Raw genomic sequence first — 15514 nt, forward strand, 5'->3', positions numbered from 1 at the left:
TCAAGCGCCTGCCGGCTCGGAGTACACCACGTCGACCAGCCGGTCACCGTCATAAACCAGGGAGGTCACCGATGCCAGCGAACAGTCTCGGCGCCTCGGGTCATGCCACAGCCGCCTACCGGTCAGATGCAACCGCAGCGTCCAGACCGGCAGCTGGTGGCTGACGCAGACCGCCTCGTGCCCGGCGGCGCGAGCGCGCACCTTGTCCACCGCGGTCGCCATCCGCTGCGCGATCTCGAGGTAGGGCTCGCCCCAGGATGGGGTGAACGGGTTGCGCAGCTGCCACCACACCCGCGGGTCACGCCAGGCGCCGTCCCCAGGGCCGACACGGCGGCCCTCGAAAAAGTTCGCCGATTCGATCAGGTCGGGATCGGTGTCGATCGCCAGTTCGTGCGCGGCGGCTATCGGCGCGGCGGTCTCCTGCGCACGCTGCAGTGGAGATGCGACAACGGCGACAACATCGCGGTCAGCCAGGTATTCGGCCACCGCGGCCGCCTGTGCCGCGCCGGTCTCGGACAGGCGGTATCCAGGCAGCCGACCGTAGAGAACCCCGGTGGGGTTGTGCACCTCGCCATGGCGCACGACGTGGACTCGAGTCTGTTCAGCCATCAGGGTCTGCTCTCCGGGGTGGCGTTGGCGGCCGCCCGCGCTGCGGTGGGCAACGCGTCAGCGATCCGCTCGAACGCGGTGTCATCAAGGGCGGCCGAGACGAACCACGCCTCGAATGCACTGCACGGCGGGTAGACGCCCGCATCCAGCAGGGCATGAAAGAACGGAGCGAAACGCCACGTCTGACTATTGCGCGCGGCGGCGAAATCGGTGACCGGCGTCTCGCTGAAGAACACGCTGAGCATGTTGCCCGCGCGCGGAATCTGATGCGCCACACCGGCATCCGTCAACGCCCCGGCCAGCAGCCGGGCCAGCCGATCGGCGTTGGCATCCAGTGCGGCATAGACACCGTCATCGGCCGCGCGCAGGGTCGCCAGTCCGGCCGCCATCGCCACCGGATTGCCCGACAAGGTGCCGGCTTGGTAAACAGGCCCCAATGGCGCCAAGCGCTCCATGACCTCGGCCCGTCCGCCGAATGCGGCCGCGGGCAGCCCGCCGCTCATCACCTTGCCGAAGGTGAACAGGTCGGCGTCGACCGGATAGATTCCATACCAACCGCTGCGGCTGACCCGGAATCCGGTCATCACCTCGTCGACGATCAGCAGCGCACCGTGTTCGGCGGTGACCGCACGCAACGCCGCGTTATAGCCGCGCCCGGGTGGGACCACCCCCATGTTGCCCGGGCTGGCCTCGGTGATCACCGCGGCGATCTGTTCCCCGTGCTGTGCGAACGTCTGCCGCACGGCCTCGAGGTCGTTGTAGGGCAACACGATGGTGTCGGCCGCCGCGGCGCCGGTGACCCCCGGCGACGACGGCAGGCCCAGGGTGGCCACGCCCGAACCCGCGTCGGCCAGCAGCGCGTCCACATGCCCGTGGTAGCAGCCGGAGAACTTGATGATCTTGGACCTGCCGGTGAACCCACGCGCCAGCCGCACGGCGCTCATGGTGGCCTCGGTACCGGAGTTGACCAGGCGCAGCCGCTCGACCGGTGCCACCCGCCCGATCATTTCGGCGGCCAGCTCGGTCTCAGTGGGCGTCGGCGCCCCGAACGACAATCCGTTGGCGGCGGCCCGGGAAACCGCCTCGACCACGGCGGGGTGCGCATGACCGAGAATCATCGGGCCCCACGAGCACACCAGGTCTGCGTAGCGATTCCCATCCGCGTCGGTAAGCCAACAGCCGTGCGCTTCGGTGATGAACCGCGGGGTGCCGCCGACGGCGGTAAACGCCCGCACCGGGGAGTTCACCCCACCCGGGATAACCGCGCACGCGTCGGTAAACAGCTGCGCCGACCTGCGCACGCTGGTGACCGCCTGGTCAGTGCTGCCCATGGCAACCAGTGTCCCAGCCTCGCCGACCGGTTCAACTACAGGGTGTAAGACTTGCCGCTGCCTCGTGAGCTCGCTACCCGCGCTCGGCCGCGCCCGCCAGGTCCGGTGGCTGCCTGGTCAAGCCGCGGGTGAGCCACAGCCGATAGAGAAAGCCGATGGCGGCCCAGGACAATCCGACGATCAACGCGTCGGATGCCAGGTGGGCAAGCAGGTAGATATCGACGGCGGCGCCGATCACCGGGAGCACCAGATAGCGCCATCGGGGCAACCCGGCCCCGCGCTCCCGCACGAAGTACACCACCATCGACACGTTGACCAGCGTGAAGGCCGTGAACGCACCGAAGTTGATGAATGACGTCGACGTTGCGACGCTGAGCAGGATCGCGGCCATGCCCACCGCGCCAGTCAGCATGATGTTGAACATCGGGGTGTGAAACTTCGCGGAGACCACGCCGAACACCCGCCTGGGCAGGACGCCGTCGCGACCCATCGCATAGAGCAGGCGCGAGACCGCCGCCTGCGCGGCAAGCCCGGAGGTGAATTGGCCGATGATCAAGGCGGCCAGGAAGACCGCCGCGAACAGATTGCCGCCGATGGTCCTGGCGACACCCTCGGAAAGCGAATCGGCATCGGGAAACGAACTGCCCGGGGCCACCAGGCTGACAACGTAGGCGACGGTGACGAAGATGGCCCCGCCGATCAGCGCGATCAGCACAATGGCCCGCGGGATGGTGCGCTCGGCATCGTGGGTCTCCTCGGTCAGCGTGCTGACAGCGTCGAAACCCAGAAATGAGTAGGCGGCCACCGCCGCTCCCGCGGTGATCGCCGTAAACCCTCCGTTGCCGGTGAACGGGGTCAGTGAAAGCAGTGACCGCGAGTCACCGACCAGATACCCAATCGTCAGCGCCACGAAGAAAGCCAGGATCAACAGTTGAAACGTCACAGGATGAAGTTCGCCCGGTCGGCGACTTTGAGCCCGATGAGGTTGAGCACGGTGGTCAGGGCGGCAAAGCCCACGATCCATGTCCAAAACGGCACGGCGGGAAACCGGTCTTGCAAATAGGAGCCGCCGATCAGCCAGATCACCAACGGCAAAAATAGGTAGTCCAACAGGACCGCCCAGCCGACCATGAAGCCCACCCGGGCGTCCAGCGCCTTGCGCACGTAGGTGTAGGCCGAGCCGGCGACCGGAAAGTGCCGTGCCATCACCCGTAGCTCTACGCGGTGAACAGCATCGCGACGGTGGCCAGCAGGTAGGACCCGGCGCTGGCGCCCTTCGATCGTTCGGCGATCACCCCGAAGATGCCCAGCACGATGATCGGCGTCATATACGCGAGACCGAACAGCACGGCCGACCGCTGCCCCAGCGCCTTCTGCAGCTCGGAGCGAGCCCCGGTGGTCACCGCCATCCCCACGCCGCCGTGTGCGCCTTGTCGATCCGACTCACACGGCCCACCTGCACCAAGCCAGGCTAATCGCGATCTGATCCGGGCGACCGAATCTATCCACACCCGGACGTTCATCCACAACCGGCCGCTATGGCGTGGTGGCTACCAATGCGGACGATCTAGCATTCGAATATGCGTTCGATTGCCGGTCTTCTGGACGCCCTCGATGCCGCCGTGGCGGCGATCGGCGAAGCCCACCTCGAGGGTCGGCAGCCTGTCGAGCGGCTGCGCATGCTGGCGCGGCTGGAAACCGCTCGACGCCTGCAGGCGGTGATCAGCCACGACGTGATCGCCGGCCTGTACACCGAGGATCCCGCCGCCATCGGTGGGCCGGTGACCAAGGTCGTCGCCGACTGGCTACGCATCACCCCCACGGACGCCCGTCGCCGGCTGCGTGATGCTCAACAACTGTCTGCCCGGACCACCCTGACCGGGCAGGTGCTGCCCCCGGAACTGCCCGCCACCGCGCGGGCCTGGCGCGACGGTCAGCTCGATGGCCAGCACCTGCGCGTCATTGCGACCTTCGTGCGCGATCTACCGCAGGACACCGCGCCGCAAATCGTTGCGGGCGCCGAGAAGCTGCTGGCCCACCAGGCCCTGCAACTGCGTCCCGACCAACTGGAAAAGGCGGCACACCGCTGCGCCCTGCTGATCAACCCGGACGGCAGGTTCTCCGATGCCGACCGGGCACGTCAGCGTGGCTTCACCTGGTGCGCCCAACGCCGCGACGGCATGAGCATCGGGAAACTGATCGCCACCCCGGAACTGCGCGCCAACCTCGACGCCTGGCTGGCGCGCTTCGCCGCTCCCGGCATGTGCAACCCCGACAACCAAACCCCCTGTGTCACTGACGAACCCACCGAAGACGCCGCCGCTACCGACGCCCGCCGCCCCGCCCAACGCCAACACGACGCCCTCAACGCGCTGGTGCGCGGCCAACTCGGTGACCCAGCCCTCGGCACTCACAACGGGCTGCCGGTGACCGTCATCGTCTCCACCACCCTGCAAGAACTCACCGCGGCCACCGGCCGCGCCGTCACCGGCGGAGGGACCCTGCTCCCCATGCGCGATGTCATCCGCATGGCCCGGCACGCCTACCACTATCTGGCCGTTTTCGACGAGCACTCCAACCGGCCCCTATATCTGGGGCGCACCCGGCGCATCGCCTCGCCCGACCAGCGCGTGGTCCTCTACGCCGCCGAGCGCGGCTGCACCCACCCCGGCTGCGACACCCCGGGCTACTGGTGCGAAGTCCACCACCTCGCCGACTGGGCCGCCGGGGGCCCGACCGACGTCGACAACCTCACCTTCGCCTGCACACCGCACCACAGGCTTGCCGGAAAGAGCTGGCAGACAATAAAACTCCCCAACAGCCGCACCGCATGGCTCCCGCCACCCCAACTTCGTCGCGGCGCCCGCACCAACGACTACCACCATCCCGAACGCCTCTTGGACGACCGGGCGGCACCGGATTGACGGCCGCGATCACTTCTGGGATTGGCCGGCGCGGCCGTTGCCTGCGTGCAGTATGGGTATCACGCTGGCCATCAGTGGTCCATTGGATGAGGACGTGAGGTTATGAGCGAGCACGAAGTGGTGGTTTATTGGCGGCCTGGCTGTCCGTTCTGTTGGCGCCTGCGCCGCGGGCTCCGCCGGCGCGGGCTACCGACCCGAGAGATCAACATCTGGACGGATCCAGATGCGGCCGCGGCGGTTCGCTCAGTCGCAGACGGCAACGAGACGGTGCCGACCGTGGTGGTCGGCGACGTGGCGATGGTCAACCCGACGGCCGGCCAAGTCATCGACGCGGTGCGCACCCAGGCACCGGAACTCCTGAAACAACGCAACACCAGCAGGGGCTGGTTTTCCCGACGCTAACGCTTGCCGCCAAGCCAGCCGGCCACCCGAGACACCAGGCCGGTCGCCTCGCCCTCGGGTTCACCTTCGACATCCACGCCGTTCCAGAACGCGACATGATTCTTGATGCGACGGGCCAGCGGGCTAGGACGCGGATAGAACCAGGCGGCGTCGGGATTCGTACGGCCGTCGGCCACGACGGTGTAGTAGTGGGCCACGCCCTTCCAGGGGCACAGCGAAGTGGTCGTGCTTTCCCGCAAGTACACCCGATGCACCGATTCGGGCGGGAAATAGTGATTGCCCTCCACCCTTGCCGTCCGGGGCGTTTCTGCCAGCACGGTTCCATTCCACACGGCGCGGATCATTGGCCCACCTCCTCGACACTTCTGTCTGATCGATAGTCCACCCGTTCGCGTGCTGAGTGGGCGAATTGCCGCGAGTAATGCCCATGACCTTGAGATCAGCCCTGCGCAACGAGTTGGATGGTGACATGCAATTCCCCGAACGCCTCGCGCGATTCGCCCCAGGGCATATGACAGCGCCGTGCTACTGACCCGGACTCCTTGAGACCCTGGTGATGCGGATCGTCGCGAGCCTGGAGCGGCCGGTCCGGCTACTCGGTGGACCCGCCAACGCGGTCGTCAACTTCAGCCAGCACACGGTCTCGCTCGTCGCCGTGGGCAGCGACGTGATCCGGCACGGAAAACCGTTGACGGGGGGGGGGTGGCTTTCAACTCGATTGGGCGATTCGCCCAAAGCGGGATCCTGCGCGACCGAATGATCCCCCGCGTGCTCGCGGCGCCCGAAGATGCACTGCTGGACCAGCGCGGACACCTCGACCCGGCCGCTGTGCTGCGGCATGCGCTTTGCGACGAGAAGCCCGGCGGACATGGGGACCGGGCCGGCGCGGCCGCCGCCGTGGAACTGGCGTGCTGGGATCTGGCCGCCAAGCTCAATGACGAGCCCGCATACGCGACCATCGCGCGCCGCTTCGGACGGGATCCGGCCCCGCTGGTCTCGGTGTATGCCGCCGGCGGCTACTACTACCCGGGCGGCGGCCTGGACGCCCTGCGCGATGAGATGCGCCGCTATCTGGATCTGGGCTATGACGCGGTCAAGATGAAGATTGGCGGCGTGGCGCAGCGCGACGACCTGGCGCGCATCGAGGCGGTCATCGACGTCGTGGGCGCAGATCGGGTGGCGGTGGACGCGAACGGCAGGTTCGACCGGGCCGCCGCGACGCGCTGGGCCGCGAGGTTGGCCCCCTACGGACTGCGCTGGTACGAAGAACCCGGTGACCCATTGGATTTCGAGCTGAACCGTGCGGTGACCGGCTGCTACGCAGGCACCGTTGCCACCGGCGAAAACCTGTTCTCGGTACCCGACGTAACCAATCTGGTCCGCTATGGCGGCATGCGCGCGGGCCGTGACATCTTTCAGATGGACGCCGGCCTGAGCTACGGGTTGGGCGAGTACGTGCGGATGCTCGAGTTGATCGAGGCGCACGGGTTCGGCCGCCGTTGCGCATACCCGCACGGCGGACACATGATCAACCTGCACATCGCCGCGGGCCTCGGATTGGGCGGATGCGAGTCCTATCCGGGGGTGTTCCAGCCCTTCGGCGGCTATTGCGATGGCTGCGTGTTGTGCGACGGGCAGATCGTGCCCACGGATGCGCCGGGGTTCGGGCTCGAACGCAAACCCGGCCTTGGCGAGCTGATCAGCGAACTGACGAGGTAGCCTCGGGAGAGTGCGTTGAAGATTGCGATAATCGGCTGCGGTGCAATGGGTTCCATCTACGCCGCCAGACTCGCCGGAGCGGACAACGACGTCGCGGTGATCGACCGTCACCAACCCAACGTCGACCAGATCACCCGAACCGGCCTGCGGGTCAGCAGCCCCGGCACTGACCAGCTGGTGTCGCTGCGAGCAGCCACCACTGCGCCCACCGAAGTGATGGACCTGGTGGTGCTTGCCGTCAAGGCCGCGGACGTGGCGGCGGGCGCACGGCAAGCGCTGTGCATGCTTGGCGCCGACACACCAGTGCTGACCATTCAAAACGGTCTCGGTTCGGCCGAGACGGTCGCCGACATCGTCGGTGAGCAGCGGGTCGCGGTTGGGATCGCAAGCGGATTCGGCGCGGCCCGGCTCGCGCCCGGGCACGTGCACCACAACGCGATGAAAGCGATGCGCTTCGGCGCCTATTCGTCGCTGCCGCACGAGACCGTCGAGCGCATTGCCCACGCCTGGACCGAGGCGGGCTTCGACGCTGCGGCCGTCACCGATATCGCTGCGATGCAGTGGGAAAAGCTGATCTGCAATGTCGCCTACAGCGCGCCATGCGCATTGACCGGGATGACCGTGGGCCAGGTGCTCGATGACGCGGAGATGGGCCCGGTCAGCCGTGCGGCGGCAACGGAAGCGTGGGCAGTGGCGCGGGCATCAGGGATCGCGGTTGCCGTCACCGACCCCGTCGCACACGCGCGCGCCTTCGGCGCCGCAATGCCCAACGCAAAACCGTCGGCGCTGCTCGACCACGAGGCGCGCCGGGCCAGCGAGATAGACGTGATCAACGGCGCGGTCGGGCGCCACGGCGCCCGGGTCGGGGTGCCGACACCGGTGAACACGACACTGACCGCGTTGGTCAAGTCGGTCGAACGGCAATGGAGTGCAGTGAATTCGGATTAGGGGTTGTCACACGTCGCTGGTTTGGCCCCGGGGCCGCATCCGGCTGTTGCGGTTGATCAACCTGGTTATCCCGTAGATCCCGAGCACGGCAACCCAGGACAACATGCTGAGCCAGAACTGGCTGTGCGCGGCGTCGTCGAAAGCCATGCGGACCAGCACAACGAAGATGCCGACCACCGTGAGAATCGGCAGCCAGGGGAAAAACCACATCCGCACCCGCAGCTTCTCCGGTGGGGTTCGGCCGCGCAAGACGATCTGGGAGAAAGCAATCAGCAGGTAGACGAAAAGCAGAACCGCACCAGAGGAATTGAACAGGAAGATGAATACCGTGGTGGGCGCGATCCAGGCCATGATCACGCACAAAAGCCCACCGCCGACGAGGCCAGGATGGCCACGTAGGGCACCCCCCGGCGGCTGACTTTCACCAGCGAGGCCGGCGCCTCCCGTCGCCCGGCAAGCACGAACATCATTCGCGACGCGGTGTAGAGGCCCGAGTTCAGACAGGACAGCACCGCGGTGACCACCACCGCGTTCATGATCTGGTCCGCGCCGGGAATCCCCATGCGTTGGAAGGCCGCAACATAGGGCGAGGTGCCGGGGTCGATCGTGTCCCACGGCAGAATCACGACGAGCAAAAAACCGACCCGACGAAAAACACCGCAATGCGGGCCATCACCGTGCTCATCGCTCGCTGCACCGCATATTCCGGGTCAGGCGTTTCGGCGGCAGCGATGGTGATGATTTCGGTTCCGGTCATGGAGAAGATCGCGATCACAACGGTGGCGAAGACCGGCTCCACGCCCTTGGGAAAAAGTCCGCCGTGTGAGGTGAGGTTGCCGAAATCCATATGGTGACCCGGTAGCAAACCAAAGGCGAACGCGGCGCCGAGGGCCAGGAACACCACGATGACGGCCACCTTGATGCCCGCAAACCAGAACTCGAACTCACCGAAGGACGACACCGAGAACAGGTTCGTCGCCGTCATCATGATCATCAGACACAACGAGAGCAGCCACAACGGCGCATGAATCCAGTACATCAGGACTTTTGCTCCGGCGACGGCCTCGAAGCCGACCACGATCACCCAGAAGTACCAGTACAGCGAGCCGACCGAGAACCCGGCCCAGCCGCCGAGGGCGTCGGCAGCAAAGTCGGCGAACGACCCGGTGGACGGATTCGCGGCGGCCATCTCGGCGAGCATCCGCATCACCAGAAGGATCAGCAGACCGCACAGCGCGTAGGTCAGGAAGGCGGCGGGACCGGTAGCGCGGATGACCACACCGGACCCGACGAAAAGGCCGGTCCCGATGACACCGCCGATCGCGATCATGTTGAGCTGACGTTGCGTTAACCCTTGCCGCAGTCCTAATCGGTTATCTATTGACGGCTGCCTTCCAGGAGGTCGGGGCGGTCCAGACCGCGCATCGACCGATTGACTCACGAAACGGGCCACCCCGGCAAATCGGTGTGCGACCGACTTGCCGGGGTGGCTCGGGTACGTCAGTGGGGCTTGCGGAAGTGCTGGATGCCCCAGGCCAGGTGCCCCTCACGCGCGGAGTCCACCCAGTTCCGCAGGCCGACCCGCATCTTGTCCAGGTACTCGGTGGACGAATGCTCCTCGAGTTCACGACGGCGGGTCTCGAGTTCCTCGAGCACCCGCTGGTAGTGGACCCCCAGGTTGTGCACCAGGTCGATCTGATCAACCACTTCGAAACTCACTGCCAACGCGGTTTCGCGATAGAAACGCATCGAGCCGAGGTCGGCCAGGTTCAGCCGGTCATACACCGGCGCCAGCACACCGTCGGGCACCTCGTCGGCCTGCATCGGATCGGTGAAGATCAACTCGCCACCGGCTTTGAGCACCCGGAACGCCTCCTCGATCACCTTTCGGCGGTCGGCGGCATGCAAGATGGCGTCCTGCGACCAGACGACGTCGTAGCTGCCGTCGGGCTCGGGAATCGCTTCAAAGCTGCCGTGCACCACCCGGATCTTGGCGTCCAGGCCCGCATTGCGGTTGCGCTCCCGGTTCGTCTCGTTCTGCGCTTCGGAGATGTTCAGACAGGTCACCGAACTGCCGTAGTCGCTGGCGAGGTGCCGGGCGCAGCCGCCGTAGCCGGCCCCCAGGTCCAAGACCCGGGTATCGCCGTCGAACCGGGTCAACTGGCGCACCATGCGGTCCACGGTCTTTCTCGCGGCCGCCCCGATATCGCGGGTGTCCTCGTAGCAGCCGACGTGAATGTCCTCGCCGCCCCAGATCATCGAGTAGAAGGCGTTGGCGTCATCGCTGTCGTAGTAGGCCTCGGGCTCGGCCCGAGTGCCGGTCAACACCGCATCAATATCGGGCTCGGCCAGCGCCTCACTGGCCAAGGACTTCTCCGCGACATGGATGAAGAAATCGGGTTCGGTCTCCTCGTAGGATTCCTGGAAATCCCCGTAGGTGCGCACCGTCGTAAAGCCCGCTTCGCGCATCAAGCGACGAACATAGGACTTCCGCAGCGGAAACATGTTCAGCGTGTATTCCGAGCCGTCCGGGAAATCGTACTTGAAACGAGCGAGGCCCTCATCGACATATTCCGGCTCCGCCGTCACCTGATCACCACAGTAGTAATATTTGTGCTTTGACTTGAACCCGTGATCGAGTATCTCATCATAATTTCGCTGGTCGAGGATGAGAATCCCATCATGGCGTAATGCCGCATAAAATTCGGCCAGGGCCCGACGCCGATCGTGTTCATCATGCAAGTGAGTGAACGAGTTGCCAAGAAAAATGATGGCGTCGTACTTGCCCTGGATGTCGCGGTTCAGCTCCCGCCAATCGGCCTGCACGGTTCGCAGGATGAGGCCCCGCTTGCGACCGTTCTCAAATGCCTTGGCCAGCATCGCCGTCGAACCATCAGCACTGGTCACATTGAATCCCGCCTCAGTGAGACGCACCGAGTGAAACCCGGTGCCCGTCGCGACGTCGAGAATGTTCTGCTTGTCGCGGGCGCGCAGCACGTCAACAAAGAACCGCCCCTCGGACTCGGAGCGAGCATCCCAGTCGATCAGCTCGCCCCATTTCTCCACAAAACTCATCACGTATTCAGCGCGATAAAGTCCCGTTTCACGATCGGACAATGGATCGTCGCCCTAGATTTGATCGTTTAATTGCAGTTCAGCGTTTTCTTGATGGATAGATAAACTAGTCATCTAGCCTTTCTTCTCCGCTAGCCCGCACGCAAATACCGCGACCCGATCGCGCGCGGTGTACTTGTGGCCATGGAATGCCTCCAGGGCTCCGGCGTTGTTGATTAGCAGGCTTGTGAGCTGGGGAATTGTGGATTGAGGAGGTCTAGGCGGCGGTTGGCGGTCAAAGCGGTGATCCGGCAGGCTTCGGCGATGTTGTCGGCGCCGTTGAGGCGGTGCAGATTGATCGCAGTGTTGCGTAGCGTTGCTAGGACCTGTGCGCCGTTTCCGGTATGTGCCCTTTGACGGTCTTCGTCGAAGGTGACGTCGCGTATCCAGTGCAGGCTGTTCTCGATTCCCCAGTGTTGACGCATCCAGGTCATGATCGCGGTAGGGCGGGCGTGCTCGAACGGCAGGCTGCAGATGGCATAGACCACCTCCACGCTGCGCTGGTCGGTGGCGGTGATCAAGCGTTCACGAGTGATCCGGATGATTTGTTTTGCGTAGGGGAAGCCGATTCCTCGTGCAGCGGTGATGATTTGCAGGGTGCGGGTCTCGACACGGCCGTGGCCGCGAGAGTCGTCGGTAGCGGCTGCGGGCACCTCGGCCCAGGGCAGCGCGGTGATACGCGCAAGTATTTTGGCTTGGTTGGACTTGACGATCATCAGGTAGTGCGACTTCAAGGTGGCGCAGATCAACTTCGCGGTGACGACCTGGGTATGCATCGCATCCACGGTGACCAGCCACCGCAAGCTACCCGGCAGCAGCGTGAGCAGGGCACGTACGCAGGGAATTTCATTGCTTTTCTCGGCGACAGCGAGTTGACCGAGCACCAATCGGGCACGGTGGGCGAACACCGACACGAGATGCGTGGCTGTCGCTTTGGCGCGTAAAGCACCACGCAGCATCTTGCCGTCCAACGCGATCGGCACCAATCCACTGGGGTCGCTGCTGGCCACGTGTGCAGTGAAGTAACTGCCCATCCTGGCGTTGAGGTCGGCGGGGTCTAGCCGAGACAAAACAGCACGGAAGGTCTTCGCACTGGGCCGCCGGAACCGGACCCCTAATTGGGCCAACACATCATCGGGAGCGGTGGCCGCCCATGTGGCAAAACCAGCATAGCCGCGCATCCCCGCGGCAGTGGCCAGAACCGCGATCGCCAACAAAGCCATCAGCGAATACCTCCGACCGCGTGGGCCCCTCGGGTCTGGCACCGAGGCCAACACATCGAGAAACTCCGATCCGATGAGCTCGCTGCGCTCACCAGGACTCCAGCGGTCGAACACCTCTGGAACCGACGACACAGGCAATACTGAAACGGTAGGCACGGGCAACTCCAGACCAACGACGAACAGTAACCAACTCGATCGTTCTCCAGATAGCCCGTGCCTACACTCCGGCCCCAATAGCGCGGCACCAAAGATCATCAACCCAGCTCACAAGCCTGCTAATCAACAACGCCGGAGCCCTGGGAATGCCTCGATACCCACCCACGGGCCCGGGGGCGAGTTCAATCCTGCGATGCATTCCGCCGAGCGAAAACGACGCCATCCCGACAGCACCTATGTGCCACTCCTGGGAAGCGGACCAAAAACCGCACCAGCCCATCGCTCCCGCACCGCGCCGTTGAGTCTAGTGATGTCCGTGAGCAACAGTGCACGTAGGTCAGAATTACCTGCGCTGTGCTGGGGCTATCCTGCGCACCAACTTGTCGGCGGCCACAACCAAGCTGACCACGGTGGCGACGCCGAAGATACGCAGCCATACCGGGGCGCCGATCGGCGCCGTCGCAAAGACCGCGTTCATCGCGGGAAGGTAGGTGATGGCAAGTTGGGCGATCGCTTGAGCAGCGACCCCAAAAATGATCCAGCGGTTGGACCAGAAGCCGATCCGCCAGGCCGAGCGGGTCAGCGACCGACAACTGAAGAGGTAGAACGCCTCAACGACAACAAAGAGGTTCAGCGCCGCGGTCCGGGCAGCTTCGACACTGGCGCCCTTGCCGACCTCCCATTCGAACAGCCACCAGGCTGAGGCCACCAGCAGCGTGGAGACCAGCAGAATGCGCCCCACCAGCGTGCGCGTCAACAACGGCTGGTCCGGGTCGCGCGGCGGACGGGACATGATGGCCGCCTCTTTGGGCTCGAACGCCAGCATCAGTCCGAGCGCGATCGCGGTGGTCATATTGATCCACAAGATCTGAGTCGGCAAGATCGGCAGGGCGGTGCCGAATGCGATGGCGGCAAAGATCACCAACCCTTCACCGATGTTGGTGGGCAGTGTCCAGGTGATGAACTTCGTCAGATTGTCGAATACCCCGCGTCCCTCTTCGACCGCAGCTTCGATGGTGGCGAAGTCGTCATCCGTCAGCACCATGTCAGCCGCGTCCTTGGCGACTTCGGTGCCGCTTCGGCCCATCGCGACACCAACGCTGGCCTGCCGCAGCGCCGGCGCATCGTTGACGCCGTCGCCGGTCATCGCGACCACGTGCCCTCTGGCCTGTAGGGCCTGGACCAGTCTCAGCTTCTGCTCGGGCGAGACCCGGGCGAACAGGGTGGCCTGGTCCACGGCGTCGGAATAGTCTTCGGCGTCCAGCGCGGCGAGGTCAGGGCCGGTAAGAACGGCACCCGGGCCGGGTCCGCCATCGTCGAGCAACCCCACCTGCGCCGCGATCGCCGTGGCAGTGCCTGCGTGATCACCGGTGATCATCTTCACGTCGATGCCGGCGGTGTGACAGGCCGCCACCGCACGCCGCGCGGCCCCCCGGGGCGGATCGAGCATCGCGTGCAACCCGGTGAACGCCAGGTCGCCCGGCAGCGTGTCTTCGTTGAGCTCCAGGGGACTGCCGCCAACACGCACCGCGGTGGCCAGGACCCGCAAACCTCGGGCGGTGAGCATTTCGGCAGCGTCCACGACAGCGCCAGGCTCCAGCGGGCGCAATGCGCCGTCGGCACCCATCTGCGAGCTGCACAGCTCGAGCACTCGCTCCACCGCGCCCTTGGCCAGCACCACACGATCGACACCGTCGCGATGCAACGTGGCCATGTACTGGCGCTCGGAGCTGAACGGGATGGCCGCCTCTCGTGGCATTCCGGACGCGAGTCGCCCGAGGTCGAGCCCGGCCTTTGAGGCAACGACGAGCATCGCCCCCTCAGTGGGATCGCCGACGATGTCCCAGCGCGCGTCGTCATGGGTGAGCGCGGCATCGTTGCAGCTCGCCCCGGCGATCAAGGTCCAGCGCAACGCCGCATTCGCGTCCATCGACATCGGTGCACCATCGCAATCCTGCAGGATGCCGTCGGGTGCGTAGCCGGTGCCGGTCACCTCAACGACGTCGTCGGGGGTCCAGATCACCTGAACGGTCATCTGGTTTTCGGTCAGCGTTCCGGTCTTGTCGGTACAGATCACCGTGGTGCTGCCCAGCGTCTCCACCGTCGGCAGGCGCCGGACGACGGCGCGGCGCCTGGCCATGCGGGCCACCCCAATCGCCAAGATGATCGTCACCGCGGCCGGCAGGCCTTCGGGAATCGCACCGACCGCCAGCGCGATCGCGGCGGTAAAGGTCTCGACGGCGTCCTGCTGCCGAAGCAGCCCGACGGCGAAGGTGACCGCCGCCAGACCCAGGATGGCGATGGTCAGGACCTTGCTGAACCAGGCGAGTTTGGCGGTCAGCGGCGTCATGAGCGTTTCCGCGGCCCCGACGAGGCGATGAATTTCGCCCAGTTCAGTCTCGGCGCCGGTCGCGACCGCGATGCCCGCGCCCCGGCCCGCGGTAACCAAGGTGCCCGAATAGACCATGTTGAGTCGGTCGGCTACCGGAGTTGCCTCCGGCAGTACGGCCACGGATTTGTGGACCGCCGCCGACTCCCCGGTCAGCGCCGACTCGTTGAGGTGCAGTTCCGTTGCTCGCACCAGTCGCAGATCGGCCGGCACCTTGTCGCCGCTCTCGAGCAGCACCAAATCTCCGGCAACGAGATCTTCGGAAGCCACGGTGTGCTCGTGGCCGTCCCGAATCACCGTGGCCTGGGTGCGCACCATGGACCGCAGCCCCCCCAGCGCCGACTCGGCCTTGGACTCCTGAATGAAACCCACGATTGCGTTGAGGACGACCACCCCGAAGATCACCGAGGAGTCGATGTACTCCTGCAAGCCCGCGGTGATCGCCCCGGCAACCAGCAGCACATAGATCAGCGGGTGGTGAAACTGCCGCAGAATGCGCAGCAGCAAGCCGCCACGTTTGGCCAGCGGCAGGGCGTTGGGCCCGAATCGCTGCAGTCGCTCGGCCGCCTCGCCATCGGACAATCCGCGGTGCGGATCGGTCTCCAGCAACAGCACCACTTCGTGGGCCGGCAGACCGTGATGGGCCGCGGTGGCGGTCACCGATACCGACAATCACCTCACCTCGCCAGGAAACCGACA

General features: G+C 65.4%; 12 protein-coding genes and 2 pseudogenes. 4 read left to right on the top strand and 10 right to left on the bottom strand.

What is annotated here, in order from left to right; all coding sequences use genetic code 11:
* The 5 genes from SHTP_RS21700 to SHTP_RS29280 all read right to left on the bottom strand — a co-directional run bounded on the left by SHTP_RS21700 (position 1) and on the right by SHTP_RS29280 (position 3349).
* Positions 1-609, bottom strand: a complete 609-nt coding sequence (locus tag SHTP_RS21700) for a histidine phosphatase family protein (RefSeq protein ID WP_011738915.1) — start codon at positions 607-609, stop codon at positions 1-3.
* Positions 609-1940 carry a glutamate-1-semialdehyde 2,1-aminomutase gene (hemL, locus tag SHTP_RS21705; protein ID WP_096371749.1) on the bottom strand — a complete coding sequence of 444 codons (1332 nt, stop codon included), beginning with the start codon at positions 1938-1940 and terminating at the stop codon, positions 609-611. The genes SHTP_RS21700 and hemL overlap by 1 nt, the downstream gene beginning before the upstream one ends.
* 73 nt (positions 1941-2013) lie before the next feature.
* Positions 2014-2883: an APC family permease gene (locus tag SHTP_RS21710; RefSeq protein ID WP_231991185.1), complete on the bottom strand. Its 870-nt coding sequence runs from the start codon at positions 2881-2883 to the stop codon at positions 2014-2016.
* On the bottom strand, positions 2880-3146 hold the full coding sequence (locus SHTP_RS29275; protein WP_231991186.1) for an APC family permease: 267 nt from the start codon (positions 3144-3146) through the stop codon (positions 2880-2882). Before SHTP_RS29275 ends, SHTP_RS21710 begins: the two co-directional genes overlap by 4 nt.
* Before the next feature lie 11 nt (positions 3147-3157).
* A complete protein-coding gene (locus SHTP_RS29280; RefSeq protein WP_231991664.1) occupies positions 3158-3349 on the bottom strand; it encodes a hypothetical protein in 192 nt (63 codons plus the stop codon).
* Between the two features lie 171 nt (positions 3350-3520).
* On the opposite strand from SHTP_RS29280, the gene SHTP_RS21715 reads away from it, so the two are divergent.
* Together SHTP_RS21715 and SHTP_RS21720 are read left to right on the top strand one after the other, a co-directional pair.
* Positions 3521-4864 (top strand): HNH endonuclease signature motif containing protein, encoded by a 1344-nt coding sequence (locus SHTP_RS21715; RefSeq protein WP_096371750.1) that lies wholly within the window; start codon positions 3521-3523, stop codon positions 4862-4864.
* 102 nt (positions 4865-4966) lie between these two features.
* On the top strand, positions 4967-5266 hold the full coding sequence (locus tag SHTP_RS21720) for a glutaredoxin family protein (protein WP_096371751.1): 300 nt from the start codon (positions 4967-4969) through the stop codon (positions 5264-5266).
* Here SHTP_RS21720 and SHTP_RS21725 read toward each other — a convergent pair.
* Positions 5263-5610 carry a DUF427 domain-containing protein gene (locus tag SHTP_RS21725; RefSeq protein ID WP_096371752.1) on the bottom strand — a complete coding sequence of 116 codons (348 nt, stop codon included), beginning with the start codon at positions 5608-5610 and terminating at the stop codon, positions 5263-5265. The genes SHTP_RS21720 and SHTP_RS21725 overlap by 4 nt on opposite strands.
* A 212-nt stretch (positions 5611-5822) precedes the next feature.
* Here SHTP_RS21725 and SHTP_RS21730 point away from each other — a divergent pair.
* Both SHTP_RS21730 and SHTP_RS21735 read left to right on the top strand, forming a co-directional pair.
* Positions 5823-6985 (top strand): annotated as a pseudogene (locus SHTP_RS21730) (enolase C-terminal domain-like protein).
* A gap of 15 nt (positions 6986-7000) precedes the next feature.
* Positions 7001-7933 carry a ketopantoate reductase family protein gene (locus SHTP_RS21735; RefSeq protein WP_096371753.1) on the top strand — a complete coding sequence of 311 codons (933 nt, stop codon included), beginning with the start codon at positions 7001-7003 and terminating at the stop codon, positions 7931-7933.
* 6 nt (positions 7934-7939) lie between these two features.
* Here the strand turns inward: SHTP_RS21735 and SHTP_RS21740 are convergent.
* The 4 genes and pseudogenes from SHTP_RS21740 to SHTP_RS21755 form a co-directional block, all read right to left on the bottom strand.
* A pseudogene (locus SHTP_RS21740) lies at positions 7940-9263 on the bottom strand (amino acid permease).
* 170 nt (positions 9264-9433) lie between these two features.
* Positions 9434-11050, bottom strand: a complete 1617-nt coding sequence (locus tag SHTP_RS30750) for a glycine/sarcosine N-methyltransferase (RefSeq protein ID WP_477497722.1) — start codon at positions 11048-11050, stop codon at positions 9434-9436.
* Positions 11051-11223: 173 nt separating this feature from the next.
* Positions 11224-12426, bottom strand: coding sequence for an ISAs1-like element IS2404/ISMul1 family transposase (locus tag SHTP_RS21750; RefSeq protein WP_420873032.1), 1203 nt, complete (start codon positions 12424-12426; stop codon positions 11224-11226).
* A 343-nt stretch (positions 12427-12769) separates the two neighbouring features.
* Positions 12770-15487, bottom strand: a complete 2718-nt coding sequence (locus SHTP_RS21755; protein ID WP_096371755.1) for a cation-transporting P-type ATPase — start codon at positions 15485-15487, stop codon at positions 12770-12772.
* Between the last annotated feature and the right edge of the window lie 27 nt (positions 15488-15514).

The organism is Mycobacterium ulcerans subsp. shinshuense (assembly GCF_002355775.1).
GTDB lineage: Bacteria > Actinomycetota > Actinomycetes > Mycobacteriales > Mycobacteriaceae > Mycobacterium > Mycobacterium marinum.